Source organism: Hankyongella ginsenosidimutans, assembly GCF_005144965.1.
GTDB classification, from domain to species: Bacteria; Pseudomonadota; Alphaproteobacteria; order Sphingomonadales; family Sphingomonadaceae; genus Hankyongella; species Hankyongella ginsenosidimutans.
Window position 1 is genome coordinate 2,374,831 of the sequence record NZ_CP039704.1, and the last position, 13,515, is coordinate 2,388,345.

Genomic DNA, 13,515 nt, shown 5'->3' on the forward strand with positions numbered 1-13,515 from the left:
GTTCAGCCAGCCGACCAGCGCCAGGATGGCGAGGCCAAGGCCGACGGTCTGCTGGGGCCTGTCAACGGTCCGAGCAGCCGCAGTCCGACCAGGGCCAGCATCGCGGCCCCGCCGGCCCAGACCAGTGGCGGTGTGCGGTCGCGGGTGGCGCCGATCCACAGACTCGCCGCGGCACCGCAAGCGGCCGCCTCGACGATGCTCATCTCCGCGAGAAACAGCGGCCCGAGAACGCTCGCCGCCAGCGCCAGCACGCGTGCGGCGGATGCCCAAAGCGGCGGTGCGGCTGCTTCTGTCCCGCGTGCGGACGCGGGAACGAGGCGGCAATACAGGAGAAACAGCAGCGCCAGCAGCAGGCCGGGGCCAGCGCGGCGGCGAACAGGTCCGGCACGCCAATCGGCGCTGTGGCATAATCGCCGAGCGACTGCGCAGCGTCGCCCTGCGCGCTGCCTAGGCTATCGGCGAGCAGAACCAGCACGATCGAGGGGGTATGATCTGCCCAAGCGCCCCCGCCGCCGTTATCGCCCCAGCGAGCGTCGGCAGTTGTTGTTGGCGCAAAGGCGCCAGTCGCGGCCACCGTCGCCCCGACCAGGCTGCCGGCCAGCGCCAGCAGGATGCCAGACAGCAGCGCCGCAAGCGCATTGCCGCTGCGGCGGCGCGCCATTGCCCGGTGCATCGCCTGGATCAGATCGTCGGCGACGCCGGAGCGATCCAGAATCGCGCCCATCGCCGCGAACAACGGCACAGCGAGCAGGGTCGGGTTGGTCGCCATGGCCTGGATGCGGTCGCTGGCGAGGAGGATGTCGCCCCAGGCGATCAGCGGTGGCAGCAGCCCGGACGACTGCAACAGGAGCGCGATGAGCGCATAGAGAAGCGCGACGCCGCCGAGCGTGAAGGCGGCGGGAAATCCCGCCAGCAAAGCAGTCGCCAGCGAGAGCAGCATCGCCGCCGCCAGGATGCCGCCGCTCATCGCCGCAACCAGGCGCGCAGAAAGCAGCTATGGGCCTGCACCGCGACGGCAAGGACGGCGAAAAACGCGACACCGTTGACCAGCACGGTCAGCGGCACGTTGCTCCAGGCGCCGCGCATGGCGTAGGCACCACGCACGACCGCCAGACCAGTCGTCCACAGCAGCATCACAAGCATCGGCAGGACGAAGGCGATGTAGCCAACGATCGAGACCCGTGCCTGTTCGCGCTGCGTGCTGTTGCGGTAGCGAACGCCGACCCGCAAGTGCTCATCCATCAGCAGCGCAAAGCCGCTGCCGCCCAGCATCACGGCCGCGCCGACCACGACAATGGTGCCGCGAAACGGCAGCGATGCAACGCCGAAGATCGATCGCGCTACCGTTATGGCCGCCGCCAGCAGAATCAACAACAGCAGCAGGAAGGCCAGCAGGGTGCCGATCCGGCGGTTGAGGCCGTCGAGGGTGGCGCACCAGGTGCGCAGGCCTTCGCGCCAGCCTGGTCCGTCCTGTGTCATGCCTCGGTTCCGCGTGCCTGCAGATAGGCTTGTTCGCTGATGCGGGTCCAGCCGTCCAGCAGCTTGCGGGCGGAAAAGAAGCTGCCGTAGATGCGCCCGGTCAATTCGTCGAGACTGCCGATGCGCGCCAGCAAAGCGCCGGATGCAGCGCGCGCGGCGTCGAGCACATTGTCCGGGAACGGCTGAGCACGGATGCCGAAGTCGGTTTCCAGGGTCTGGAGCGCCATGGCGTTGCGGTAATTATATTCGGCTTGCATCAGCATGTTTTCAGCCTCCGCCGCCTGCGCGATGATCGCCCGGCTTGCGGGGTCCAACTGGCGCCACAGGTCGAGGTTCATGCCCAGCGACAGGGTCGACCCCGGCTCCTGAAAGCCTGGTCCGTAATAGTTTTCGCTGCCTTGTGGAGGCCGAAGGCGACGTCGTTCCACGGGCCTATCCACTCTGCAGCGTCAATCTGCCCGTCGCGCAGTGCCATCTGGATGTCGCCGCCTGCCAGGGTGACCGGGGCAGCGCCGAGCCGGGCGGCAACCTCTCCGCCCAGCCCCGGAATGCGGATGCGTAGGCCCTTGAAATCCGCCAGGCTGCGGATGGGCCGCTTGTACCATCCGCCCATCTGGCAGCCGGTGTTGCCGCAGGCGAACGGTTTGATATTGAAGCGCGCGCTCAGTTCGTCCCACAGCGCCTGGCCGCCGCCGAAATGCAGCCAGGCGTTCATTTCATCCGCGGTCAGGCCGAACGGCACGCTGCTGAAAAAGCTGAAGCCGGGGTGGCGGTCCCGCCAGTAATATTCTGCGCTGTGATAGAGGTCGGCCTTGCCTTCCGCCACAGCGGCCAGCACGCCGTTTGCCGGCGCCAGCTCGCCGGCGGCGAAGATGCGCACGGCGAGTGCGCCCTCCGATGTAGCGGCGATGCGGTTCGCCAGCCGTTCGACGCTGGTGCCAAGGCCCGGAAAGCTGCGCGGCCAACTGGTGACCAGGCGCAGCGTGCGCCGCGCGCGCAGCGTAGCAGCTGGAGCGGTCGGTTGATTGACGCTGCTGAGGGCGGCGGCACCCGCACCGACGACCGCGACGCTTGCGGACGCCACCAGCGCACGTCGGCTCAGGCCGATTCTGGGCTGTTGCTCGCTCACCCGTTCCCCACACGCTTTTGCGTTTTTCAGGAGAACTTTAGGCGTTTGTTGCGAAGCCTGTCCAGCCGTCCTGCCCAAGCATTTCCAGCGGCTGGAACCTTTGCTTGTAGTCCATGGCGCGCGAGCCGGCGATCCAGTAGCCGAGGTAGACGTATGGCAGCCCAGACTCCGCACAGACGGCAATATGGTCGAGGATGATGTAGGTGCCCAGGCTGTACGCTGCGCAATCGGGATCGAAGAAGCTGTAGACCATTGAGACGCCGTCGCAGAAATGATCGGTGAGGCAGACGCCGATCAACCGCTCTGCGAGGCGGTATTCGTAAATCGTGGTCGGCACCGGCGAACGCTCGATCATCTCGACATAGTCGCCGACGTCCATGTTCGACATGCCGCCATCCGGATGGCGGGCGGCAAGGTAGCGCCGCAGGAGATCATATTGTTCGTCGGTCGCCCAGGGCTGGCAGACAGTGCGGGTGATCGCGGCACCGCGCTTCAGGACCCGCCGCATGTTGGCGCTCGGTACGAACCGGTCGACCGGAATGCGTACGGAAACGCAGGCGTTGCAGCCATCGCAGGATGGGCGATAGGCCACCATCTGGCTGCGACGGAAGCCGTGGTGCGTGAGCGATCGTTCAGGGCACCAGGCTCCGGACCGGCCAGCTCCGTGAACACCTTGCGTTCCACACGATCCGGCAATAGGGGCACGGCCCGGGAGCCGTGGCGAAAAAGCGTGGAAAGCGAAAGGATTGCGTGGTCACGGGCGATGCGCACTGCTTTTGTCTGGCCGCGCTGCGCCGATCCACAACGCTTGGGTCCACTATAGGCTGGTGCGTGCAATCCGAAAAGATGAACAAAGGGTTAATCGTTGCGGAAGATGGGTTAACGATCAATTTTCGCCGAAATCCGGGTCGACCGCCGGGGCCTCGCGCATCAGCAACAGGGTGATGCGGCGGTTTTCCGGGCGCAGGGGATCGTCCGGAAACATCGGCTCGGTTGACGCCTTGCCGACGGACTCCGCGAAGCGATCGACCGGCACGTCGCCATCCAGCAGCGCCCGGCGCGCGGTGTTGGCGCGGTCGGACGACAGCTCCCAGTTGGTGTAGGCGCTGCGTGACTCGGCGCCGGCCTTGTCGGTATGCCCCTGGATCGACAGGCGGTTCTCCATCTTGGCGATCACGGTGCCAAGTGCTGTGATCATCTTCAGGGCGAAGGGGTAGAGTTCCGCGCTGCCGGGCTTGAACATCGGCCGCTGATCGCGGTCGACCAGTTGCACCCGCAAGCCCTCGGGCGTCTGTTCGACGATGATATGGTCGCGGTTGTTGTGCAGGTCGGGAATTTCCTGGATCGCCGTGTTGAGGCCCTGCTCGGCCTTCAGCAACTGGGTGTCACCCTCAGTCGGCAGTTTGGACTCCCAGGCTGTCGATTGCGGCCCCTCGATATTGTCCTGCTTGTCGCGCGCGGAGTCCTGCTCGGTGCGCTGCTGCTGCGAGGTGCTCTCGCTTGGCGTAATCGAGCCGGACGCCTTGGCGCCTTCCTTCTCCAATGACTGGCCCGCCAGGATCGAGCCGGACCCGGACGAGTTGGACATGGTGGCGTTGGACGGCGTGAAATAGTCGGCGATGCCCTGCAGGGTCACCTTGTCAGAGACGGTCAGCAGCCACAGCAGCATGAAGAACGCCATCATCGCGGTCACGAAGTCGGCATAGGCGACCTTCCAGGCGCCGCCATGATGGCCGCCGGATATCTTCTTGACCTTCTTGATGATGATCGGTCGGGCGTCTGCGCGTGCTTTGGCCATGGCTTGTCCTGTCGCCGGAACTGCCGGCGACCCGGTCTAGCAGGTCAATGGTAAACGCAGGGTTAGACAGTCTCGATCATCCGCACGTCGTAGCCGCGGGTGCGCAGCGCCTCGATCAGCCGGTCGAGATGCCGGGCGTCGCGCGTTTCGCACTCGATGTCGGCATAGGTTCCCTTGGCCGGCAGCTTGGAGAAAATGCGCTGGTGCGAGACTTCGATGATGTTGATCTGCATGTCGTTGAAGATGCGCGTGACGTTGTAGAGTTCGCCCGCGCGGTCCTTCAGCCGGATGCGCAGGCGCGCCAGCCGGCCCTCGCGCGCCAGTTCGCGCAGCAGCACATTGGCGAGCAGGCGGGTGTCGATGTTGCCGCCACACACCACCAGACCGACGGTCTTGCCGCGGAAGCGCTCCGGCCGCGCCAGCATGGCAGCGAGGCCGGCGGCACCCGCACCCTCGGCCACGGTCTTCTCGATCGTCAGCAGCATGGAGACCGCGCGTTCGAGATCGGTCTCGGACGCCAGCAGGATATGGTCGACCAGCGCCTTGACGATCTGGAAGGTGATGTCGCCCGGATGCTTGACGGCAATGCCCTCGGCCAGCGAGTCGCCATCGCATACGGCCTCGTAGCCGTTCACCTTGGCCGCCATGGAGGGTATAATTCCGCCTGGACGCCGACGATCTCGATGCTCGGCTTGAGGGCGCGCGCGGCCACCGCCATGCCGGAAATCAGGCCGCCGCCGCCGATGGGCACGCACAGGCAGTCGATCTCCGGCACGTCGCGCAGCATCTCCAGCGCGATCGTGCCCTGGCCGGCGATCACCAGCGGATCGTCGAACGGGTGCACGAAGGTCAGGCCGCGTTCCACCTCGAGCCGCCGGGCATGTTCGGTTGCTTCTTCGAGCTTTTCGCCGTGCAGGATCACGGTCGCGCCGTGGCTTTCGGTCTGCTGCACCTTGATGACCGGAGTCGAGACCGGCATCACGATGGTCGCCGGAATGCCGAGCCGGCTGGCGTGGTAGGCGACACCTTGCGCATGGTTGCCGGCCGACATCGCGACCACGCCGCGACGGCGCTGCTCCGGCGTCAGCGCCAGCAGGCGGTTGAGCGCGCCGCGCTCCTTGAAGGCGGCTGTGAACTGCAGGTTCTCGAACTTCAGCCAGACGGTGGCTCCAGTGATCTGCGAGAGCGTGCGGCTGAGCAGGCACGGCGTATCGATCACCGCGCCTTTCAGGTTCTCGGCGGCGGCGAGGACGTCCTCGTAAGTCACGGGAAGCGCATTGCTGGTCATGGTCGGGAAAAGCCTTCAGGCTGCTGGGAAATTGCCAAGCCCTGTAGCCTGCCGTAACCCGTGCGCCAAGTGTCGAGAGGAGAAGTCGATATGGCGCGTGTGGCGTTTCTCGGGCTGGGGTTATGGGCCCCGATGGCGGGGCATCTGGCGAAGGCCGGACATGCGGTGACCGTCTACAATCGCAGCCCGGACAAGGCGGCGCGCTGGGCGGGCGCGCATGGCGGCCGGATCGCTGCGACCCCGGCCGAGGCTGTGCAGGACGCGGAGTTCGTGCTGTCCTGCGTCGGGGCGGATGCGGACCTTGAGGCCGTGACCATGGGCCCGGAGGGCGCGTTTGCCGCCATGACGCCGGGCAGCCTCTACATCGACCACACGACCGTCTCTGCCGAGGTTAGCCGCCGGCTGGCGGATGCAGCACGCGAGCGCGGGATCGGCTTCCTGGATGCCCCGGTCTCGGGCGGGCAGGCGGGGCCGAGTCCGGCCAGCTCACCATCATGGTCGGCGGGGCTCCGCAAGATTTCGCGCGCGCCGAGCCGTTGCTGGCGGCTTACGCGAAGCGGGTCGGGCTCATGGGGCCGGCCGGCAGCGGCCAGTTGACCAAGATGGTCAATCAGATCGCGATTGCCGGCGTCGTGCAGGGGCTGGCCGAGGCCCTGCATTTTGCCCAGAGCGTCGGACTGGATGGCGCGGCCGCCATCGATGTCATCGGCAAGGGGCAGCCCAGAGCTGGCAGATGGACAACCGCGCCGCCACCATGCTTGCCGGCAGGTTCGACTTCGGGTTCGCGGTCGACTGGATGCGCAAGGATCTCGGTCTGGTGCTGGCGGAGGCCCGTCGCGCCGGTGCGCGCCTGCCGCTGACCGCGCTTGTGGACCAGTTCTACGCGGACGTGCAGGCGGCTGGCGGCGGTCGCTGGGATACCTCCAGCCTGATCACGCGCCTTGCTTCAGCGCGTTGAGCACCGACAGGATGTCCGCATGGTCGTCGGTCCAGCCCTTGAAGCCGGGCGTGGGCTCGAGCGGCGTCCAGCCGGGACGCACCTGCGCCAGATATGCGCGCTGCACGGCTTGCGACTTCGTCAGCATGATCCAGATCGACCGCGTCTCGCCGCGATCCTTGGCGCCGGCGCCGGGCTGATACAGATAGAGCGTCGCCTGCAGGCCGAGCGTGCGCGCGGCGTCCGCCACCACCGGCGACAGGTCCATGAACCGGTTCGAGATATGCACCAGCAGCACGCCGTTCGGTGCAACGCGTGAGGCATACAGCGCGACCGCCTCGCGGGTCAGCAGGTGCAGCGGGATCGAGTCGGAGGAGAAAGCGTCGACGATCAGCGCATCATAGGCCGCCTCGGGCGTCGTCGCCAGCTTGAGGCGCGCATCGCCGATCACGAAGCGTGCATCCGGCGCGCAGTGCCGGACATAGCGGAAAAGCCGGGGTCGGTGGCGATCGCGACCACGCGCGGGTCAATCTCGTAGCTGGTCCAAACCTGCCCCGGCTTGCGGTAACAGAAGGTCGAGCCGGCCCCAGGCCGACCAGGCCGACCCTGGCCTGGTCCGGCAGCGCGCGCGCGATCTGCCCGAGGCCGCTGGCCGGCGCATAATAGCTGAGCGGAGTGAACGCGAGCGCCGGCTTCAGCGACTCGACCCCATGCAGGGTGGTGCCGTGGGTCAGCCAGCGCATCTGGTTCGCATGGTCTTCGCCGACCCGGTAGACGCCGAAGAAGCCGCGTTCCTGATGCATCGCGGCCTGCGCCTTGACGAACGCCAGCATGCCACCGAAGCCCAGAATGCAGGCGGCGACATTCGCCGTGAAGCGCCAGCGTCGGCCGGCGGCGGCCAGCGTCGTCACCACCAGCATGGCGGCGCAGAACGGTGTCGCGAGCGTCGCCTTCTCAAGGCCGTCGCTGCTGTCGATGAACAGCACAAGCGCTGCGACCAGCGCCAGGGCGGGGATCAGGACGTTGAGCAGGGACGGGCGGGCATGACGCTCGAAGAAGCCGCGCAGGGTGGTCAGCGGCGCACCGGGCGTCAGCAACGCAGCGGATGCCAGCAGCAGCAACGGGAATTCATAGACACCCTGGAACAGCAGCGGTGCCAGCAGCGCGGTGAAGCCGCCGCCGATCACGCCGCCGAGCGACATCCAGAAATAGAACTGGGTCAGTTGCACGACGCCCGGTCGCCGGCTGGCGAGTTGCTGATGCAGCGCCAAGGTGACGAAGAATACCAGCGCCAGCAGCGCGCCCATCACCAGAAACGGCTGCTTGTGACTGTCGGCGAAGCTCAAGCCACCAACCAGCACGAGCAGAACGCAGGCGATGGTGGCGCTCGTCTGCGCGGAGATCACCGGGCGCGACGAAAAGGCGATGATGAACGTGACCAGATACAGCGCCAGGGGATGATCCACAGCAGGGGCATCGCGACGATGTCAGTGGTGAGATAGGTGGTGACCGCCAGCATCAGGCCGGACGGCACCGCCGCCAGCACCAGCCACAGCAGCTTGGTCGCAAGTCCTGGCTTCTCTTGCGGCAAGACATCGGCGGCAAGAATGGCTGCGTGCTTGACGTGGCGGCTGCAGGCCAGGATCAGCACCAGCAGCACCAGAAACCCGGCAGACCAGCCCAGCGCCTGCATATGCAGGCCGGCATTCGGCTCGACCAGCGTCGGGTAGGCGACCAGCGCCAGCAGGCTGCCGACGTTGCTGGCGGCATAGAGGAAATACGGGTCAGCGGCGTCCGGCGCGTCGGTATGGGCGTACCAGCGCTGCATCAGCGGTGCCTGCGCCGAGACCGCGAGAAACGGCAGGCCGATCGAGACTGCCATCAGGCCGATCAGCCACAGTGTCGGCGACACTGCGCCGGGTGCGGGATACCAGGCGGCCAGCCCGATCGGCAGGCAGAGCGCCGCAGCGGCGAACAGCGCTGCATGCGTGGCGGTCTGCCAGCGCTGGCGCAGCCGCCCCAGCCGGTCGGCGTAGGCATAACCGGCAAGCAGGGTCGCCTGATAGAATACCATCGCCGTGTTCCAGACCGAGGGCGAGCCGCCCAGTTGCGGCAGCGCCATGCGCGCGAACATCGGCTGCACCAGAAACAGCAGGAACGAGCCGAGAAACACCGTCGCGACGAACGTCACCCGGACGCCGGGCGCAGCAAGCGTCGCCGGTGGCATGGTCATCGGTGCAGTCATGGTGCGGGTCCCCGGCGGTTTGCAAACTTTCTAGCCGCCAGAGGTTGCCATCGCGCTAACGCTATCCGAGCAGCCTTGCTGCGTCGCGCGCGAAGTAGGTCCAGACGCCGCTGGCACCCGCACGCTTGAAGGCGAGCAGGGTCTCCAGCATCGCCGCCTCGAGCGGGAACGCGCCGGCTTCGGCGGCCCGGGACAGCATCGCATACTCGCCGGACACCTGATAGACGAACACCGGCACGGCGAAGGCCTCCTGCACGCGGCGCACGATATCGAGGTAGGGCAGGCCCGGCTTGACGATGACGCTGTCCGCGCCCTCGGCCAGGTCCTCAGCGACCTCGCGCAGCGCTTCCTGCGTGTTGGCCGGGTCCATCTGGTAGGTCCGCTTGTCGCCCTTCAGCAGCCCGCCCGAGCCGACGGCATCCCGGAACGGGCCGTAGAAGGCGGAGGCGTATTTCGCAGCATAGGACATGATCTGGACATTGGGCCGGTCGTCGGCCTCCAGCGCCGCCCTGATCGCCGCGATCCGCCCATCCATCATGTCGGAAGGGGCGATCACGTCTGCCCCGGCCCGTGCCTGCAGCAGCGCCTGTTCGACCAGCACCGCGACGGTTGCATCGTTGGCGATGTCTCCGTCCGGCCCGAGCAACCCATCATGGCCATGGCTGGTGTAGGGGTCGAGCGCCACGTCGGTGATGACCCCGATTTCTGGGGCGGCGTCCTTGATGGCCTTGACCGCCCGGCACATCAGATTGTCCGGATTCAGCGCCTCGCGGCCGGTGGCGTCGCGCAGATGCGCCGGCGTATTGGGGAACAGCGCGACCGCCGGGATGCCGAGGTCGCGCGCATCCTTTGCCGCCTGCGCTGCAAGGTCGACGCTCAGGCGTTCAACGCCGGGAAGCGATGCGACCGGCTCCCGCGCATCCTTGCCCTCGATCACGAACAGCGGCCAGATGAGGTCGGCGGGCGTCAGCCGGGTCTCTGCGACCAGCGCGCGTGACCAGGCATGGCGTCGGCTGCGGCGAAGGCGGGTGGCGGGGTAGGGCATGGCGTGCTCGCTTTGGGGTGAGACAGTGCTACATGGGACAACAGGTCCTATCAACGCTGGAGGCACGACATGATGACGCGGCGGACGATGCTGGCGGCAGGCGCGGCGTTTGGCGCGATGCCGCTGGCGGGTATGCATAAGGCTTGGGCGACCGGCGCGCTGACGGCTCGGGATATCGCGGTCCGCCTGGGCGCGCGTCACGTCTACGCCGTCGGCTGCGCGGACGATGCGCCGCTGGTCGCCGGCCAACCTGTGGTCGTGGAGTTTGCCCGGGAGACCCATACCCTGCATGTCGGCGGCCTTGTTCAACCCGAGCAGGCAGGGTTGCTGCGCCAGATCGAAGCGGCGCTGGCCGCCATGGCGTCCGCTGCGCGGCCGGGCCTGACGCTCGACGACCTCGCTGCAGCCGGCCGATCCCGGCTCGATGCGCCGTGGATGCATGCTGCCGCGTTCATGGCCGGCGGAGCGTCCGACTGGCGGGTGCCGTTGCAGGCCGGGCAGTGGATCGCTCTGGAGGCGGGCGTTTATACGCCGGAGCAGCGGTTGGGCGGCCGGGTCCGGCGCACGCTGCGCCTTGCATAAGCGCCACGAGCGGCTAAAGCCTCAGGCATGCATCAGCCTTTGCTGTTCTTCGACTCCGGCGTCGGCGGCCTCTCGATCCTCGATGTCGTGCGCAAGCGCCTGCCGACGGCGCCGATCGTCTACTGCGCGGACAACGCCGGCTATCCCTACGGCGCGCGCACCGAAGCGGAGCTGACCGCGCGTGTGCCGGCGCTGCTCGGCCGGCTGACGGAACGACATAACCCGCGCCTGATCGTCATCGCCTGCAACACGGCGTCGGTCATCGCGCTCGCTGACGTGCGCGCCGCCCTCGACGTGCCGGTGGTCGGCACCGTGCCTGCCATCAAGCCGGCCGCGAGCCTGACCCGGACCGGGGTGATCGGCGTGCTCGGCACCGCCGTCACCGTGCGCCAGCCCTATGTCGACCGGCTGGCGGCGGAATTCGCCGCCGACAAGCGGGTGCTGCGCCATGGGGCCCGCGCTCGTCGCGGCGGCCGAGGCCAAACTGCGCGGGGCGACGCCGGACCCCGCCGAGATCCGCGCAGCGCTCACGCCGCTTTTGCGCAGGATGCAGCGCTCGACACCGTGGTGCTGGCCTGCACGCATTTCCCGCTGCTGGCGGACGAACTGACCGCCGCTGCGCCGCATCCGGTCGCCTGGGTCGACAGCGCCGACGGCATCGCCCGCCGGGTGGCGCATTTGACGCAGGGACAGGGCTGGCCCGATACGCCATCTGCCGGCACGGCGGTGTTCACCCGGCTGGACGAGAGCGCGCAGGCGCTTGGTCCGGCGCTTGCGGAACGCGGTTTGATGCAGATCAAGGGGCTGTAATCCCGTTTGAGGCATGCGCTTGGAAAGGTTGCATTCATTTAACTAGGCTATCAGCGATGTTGGAAACATTTGTTTCGTCTGGATCGGCGTCGCGGAGTATGGAAGATGCTGAGCCGGACGCCATCCCCGCTGGCAAGCTGGGCCGTGGGGTACAGAAGGATAGCAGGCAGATGGATTATCAGCGCATTTTTCAGGACGCGATCGACCGGCTGCACCAGGAAGGACGCTACCGGGTGTTCATCGACATCCTGCGCAACAAGGGTGCCTATCCGAACGCGCGCTGTTTCGCCGGCCACAACGGCGCCCGACCGATCACGGTCTGGTGCTCGAACGACTATCTCGCCATGGGCCAGCATCCGGATGTGATCGCCGCCATGGAAGCAGCACTGCACGACGTTGGCGCCGGCTCGGGCGGCACGCGCAACATCGGCGGCAACACCCACTACCACCTCGACCTGGAAGCTGAACTCGCCGACCTGCACGGCAAGCAGGCCGCGCTTTTGTTCACGTCCGGCTATGTATCGAACGAAGCCACCCTGTCGACGCTCGCCAAGCTGCTGCCGGGCTGCATCATCTTCTCCGACGAACTGAACCACGCCTCGATGATCGCCGGCATCCGCAATTCCGGCTGCGAGAAGCACATCTTCCGCCACAACGATCTGGAGCACCTGGAAGAACTGCTGGCGGCGGCACCCGTCGATGCGCCCAAGCTGATCGCCTTCGAGTCGGTCTATTCGATGGACGGCGACATCGCGCCGATCAGCGCCATCTGCGACCTTGCCGACAAGTACAACGCGCTGACCTACCTTGATGAGGTGCATGCGGTCGGCATGTATGGCCCGCGCGGCGGCGGCATCGCCGAGCGCGACGGCCAGATGCACCGGCTGACCATCATCGAAGGCACGCTGGGCAAGGCGTTCGGCGTCATGGGCGGCTATATCGCCGCCGACAAGGTGCTGATCGATGTGATCCGCTCCTACGCGCCGGGCTTCATCTTCACCACCTCGCTGTCGCCGGTTCTGGTCGCGGGCGTTCTGGCGAGCGTGCGCCACCTCAAGGCCAGCGCCGTCGAACGCACGGCCCAGCAGGACCGGGCCGGCAAGCTCAAGGCGATGCTGGCTGAGGTCGGCCTGCCGGTCATGCCGTCGCAAAGCCACATCGTGCCGCTGCTGGTGGGGATGCCGCGCGGTGCAAGCGCCTCTCGGACATCCTGCTCGTTGAATACGGGATCTACGTCCAGCCGATCAATTACCCGACCGTGCCGCGCGGCACCGAGCGCCTGCGTTTCACGCCGGGGCCGATGCATACTGACGCGATGCTGGAGGAACTGCGCTCGGCCCTGCTCGAAGTCTGGGATCGTCTGGAACTGAAGCTGGCGGCTTGAGTCCTGGCATTTTGTCCTATGCGGTTTGTATCAATTTAAGACACCGCTCGTGGTGAGCTTGACGAACCACGAGCCGCTCATCCCTTCGTCGAGCTCAGGGTGAGCGGCAATATCAAGAACCGGGGCACAGCCTCGCTGAGTGGGCTGGTCGCACCCGCCCGCTTGTGGTAGAGCAACGGTCTTATAATCCGCCTCAGTCCGATGGCATGTGCAAAGCGGATTTTAAGACCAAAGTTGCTCTATATAAATTTTAAATCTATAGCATCTTTTCCCCTTCAATGCGACATGCGCTCTATCCCGGTCCCGGGTCACATTGAAGGGGATGCTTTAGCGGCACAACCAATACCGATTCCCAAGGCTTTCCTATGACCCTGACCGTCGCTCTCGGCTGCGACCATGCCGGCTTCGCCCTCAAGGACCTCGTGATCGCCGAGTTGCAAGCCCTTGGCGCAGAAGTGCTTGACCTTGGCGCCTACTCGACCGCTTCCGTCGATTATCCGTCCTTTGGCTATGCGGTTGCCAAGGCGATCGCGGACGGCCGGGCCACGCGCGGCGTCGCGATCTGCGGCTCGGGCATCGGCATCGACATCGCCGCCAACCGCAACCCGGCGGCGCGCGCGGCGCTGTGCACCAGCGCGCAGATGGCGCAGCTCGCCCGCAGCCACAACGATGCCAACATCCTGGTGCTCGGCGCGCGGCTGATCGGGCCGGATGTCGCCCGCGCCTGCGTTCAGGCTTTCATGACGACGCCGTTCGAAGGCGGGCGTCACCAGCGCCGGGTGGATATGCTTGGCAATCCCGACTGCTGATTTCATCTT

General features: G+C 66.7%; 14 protein-coding genes and 3 pseudogenes. 5 read left to right on the forward strand and 12 right to left on the reverse strand.

Features of this window, described 5'->3' with window-relative positions:
• Window positions 1-2 precede the first annotated feature (2 nt).
• From E6W36_RS13990 to E6W36_RS14025, 8 genes and pseudogenes are all read right to left on the reverse strand, one after another.
• Complete coding sequence (locus E6W36_RS13990; protein ID WP_222872980.1) at window positions 3-203, reverse strand: hypothetical protein; 201 nt, start codon at window positions 201-203, stop codon at window positions 3-5.
• On the reverse strand, window positions 200-967 hold the full coding sequence (locus E6W36_RS13995) for a TRAP transporter large permease subunit (RefSeq protein ID WP_222872981.1): 768 nt from the start codon (window positions 965-967) through the stop codon (window positions 200-202). Before E6W36_RS13995 ends, E6W36_RS13990 begins: the two co-directional genes overlap by 4 nt.
• Window positions 964-1,479: a hypothetical protein gene (locus E6W36_RS14000; protein WP_222872982.1), complete on the reverse strand. Its 516-nt coding sequence runs from the start codon at window positions 1,477-1,479 to the stop codon at window positions 964-966. The genes E6W36_RS13995 and E6W36_RS14000 overlap by 4 nt, the downstream gene beginning before the upstream one ends.
• Entirely contained in the window at window positions 1,476-1,817 is a 342-nt protein-coding gene (locus E6W36_RS14005) for a type 2 periplasmic-binding domain-containing protein (protein ID WP_222872983.1), read from the reverse strand. The genes E6W36_RS14000 and E6W36_RS14005 overlap by 4 nt, the downstream gene beginning before the upstream one ends.
• Window positions 1,814-2,608, reverse strand: coding sequence for a TRAP transporter substrate-binding protein (locus tag E6W36_RS14010; RefSeq protein WP_222872984.1), 795 nt, complete (start codon window positions 2,606-2,608; stop codon window positions 1,814-1,816). The genes E6W36_RS14005 and E6W36_RS14010 overlap by 4 nt, the downstream gene beginning before the upstream one ends.
• Window positions 2,609-2,645: 37 nt before the next feature.
• Window positions 2,646-3,203 (reverse strand): aspartate/glutamate leucyltransferase, encoded by a 558-nt coding sequence (locus E6W36_RS14015; RefSeq protein ID WP_342776683.1) that lies wholly within the window; start codon window positions 3,201-3,203, stop codon window positions 2,646-2,648.
• Window positions 3,204-3,494: 291 nt separating this feature from the next.
• The gene (locus E6W36_RS14020) at window positions 3,495-4,406 is read right to left on the reverse strand and encodes a flagellar motor protein MotB (protein WP_222872985.1); all 912 of its coding nucleotides are present in this window, start codon (window positions 4,404-4,406) and stop codon (window positions 3,495-3,497) included.
• A gap of 62 nt (window positions 4,407-4,468) precedes the next feature.
• Window positions 4,469-5,694, reverse strand: a pseudogene (locus tag E6W36_RS14025) (threonine ammonia-lyase).
• A gap of 122 nt (window positions 5,695-5,816) precedes the next feature.
• Here E6W36_RS14025 and E6W36_RS14030 point away from each other — a divergent pair.
• Window positions 5,817-6,652: pseudogene (locus E6W36_RS14030) on the forward strand (NAD(P)-dependent oxidoreductase).
• Here the strand turns inward: E6W36_RS14030 and E6W36_RS14035 are convergent.
• The 4 genes from E6W36_RS14035 to hemB form a co-directional block, all read right to left on the reverse strand.
• The gene (locus tag E6W36_RS14035) at window positions 6,627-7,082 is read right to left on the reverse strand and encodes a fused MFS/spermidine synthase (protein WP_222872986.1); all 456 of its coding nucleotides are present in this window, start codon (window positions 7,080-7,082) and stop codon (window positions 6,627-6,629) included. The pseudogene E6W36_RS14030 and the gene E6W36_RS14035 sit on opposite strands and share 26 nt — an antisense overlap.
• Window positions 7,030-8,097: a hypothetical protein gene (locus E6W36_RS14040; protein ID WP_222872987.1), complete on the reverse strand. Its 1,068-nt coding sequence runs from the start codon at window positions 8,095-8,097 to the stop codon at window positions 7,030-7,032. Before E6W36_RS14040 ends, E6W36_RS14035 begins: the two co-directional genes overlap by 53 nt.
• Window positions 8,034-8,876: a hypothetical protein gene (locus E6W36_RS14045; protein WP_222872988.1), complete on the reverse strand. Its 843-nt coding sequence runs from the start codon at window positions 8,874-8,876 to the stop codon at window positions 8,034-8,036. The genes E6W36_RS14040 and E6W36_RS14045 overlap by 64 nt, the downstream gene beginning before the upstream one ends.
• Before the next feature lie 61 nt (window positions 8,877-8,937).
• Complete coding sequence (gene hemB / locus E6W36_RS14050) at window positions 8,938-9,921, reverse strand: porphobilinogen synthase (protein WP_222872989.1); 984 nt, start codon at window positions 9,919-9,921, stop codon at window positions 8,938-8,940.
• Window positions 9,922-9,990: 69 nt separating this feature from the next.
• On the opposite strand from hemB, the gene E6W36_RS14055 reads away from it, so the two are divergent.
• From E6W36_RS14055 to rpiB, 4 genes and pseudogenes are all read left to right on the forward strand, one after another.
• Window positions 9,991-10,503 carry a M24 family metallopeptidase gene (locus E6W36_RS14055; RefSeq protein WP_222872990.1) on the forward strand — a complete coding sequence of 171 codons (513 nt, stop codon included), beginning with the start codon at window positions 9,991-9,993 and terminating at the stop codon, window positions 10,501-10,503.
• 27 nt (window positions 10,504-10,530) lie between these two features.
• A complete protein-coding gene (locus E6W36_RS14060) occupies window positions 10,531-11,313 on the forward strand; it encodes a glutamate racemase (RefSeq protein ID WP_222872991.1) in 783 nt (260 codons plus the stop codon).
• A gap of 170 nt (window positions 11,314-11,483) precedes the next feature.
• Window positions 11,484-12,697: pseudogene (gene hemA / locus E6W36_RS14065) on the forward strand (5-aminolevulinate synthase).
• A 365-nt stretch (window positions 12,698-13,062) separates the two neighbouring features.
• Complete coding sequence (gene rpiB, locus E6W36_RS14070) at window positions 13,063-13,506, forward strand: ribose 5-phosphate isomerase B (RefSeq protein WP_222872992.1); 444 nt, start codon at window positions 13,063-13,065, stop codon at window positions 13,504-13,506.
• Window positions 13,507-13,515 lie beyond the last annotated feature (9 nt).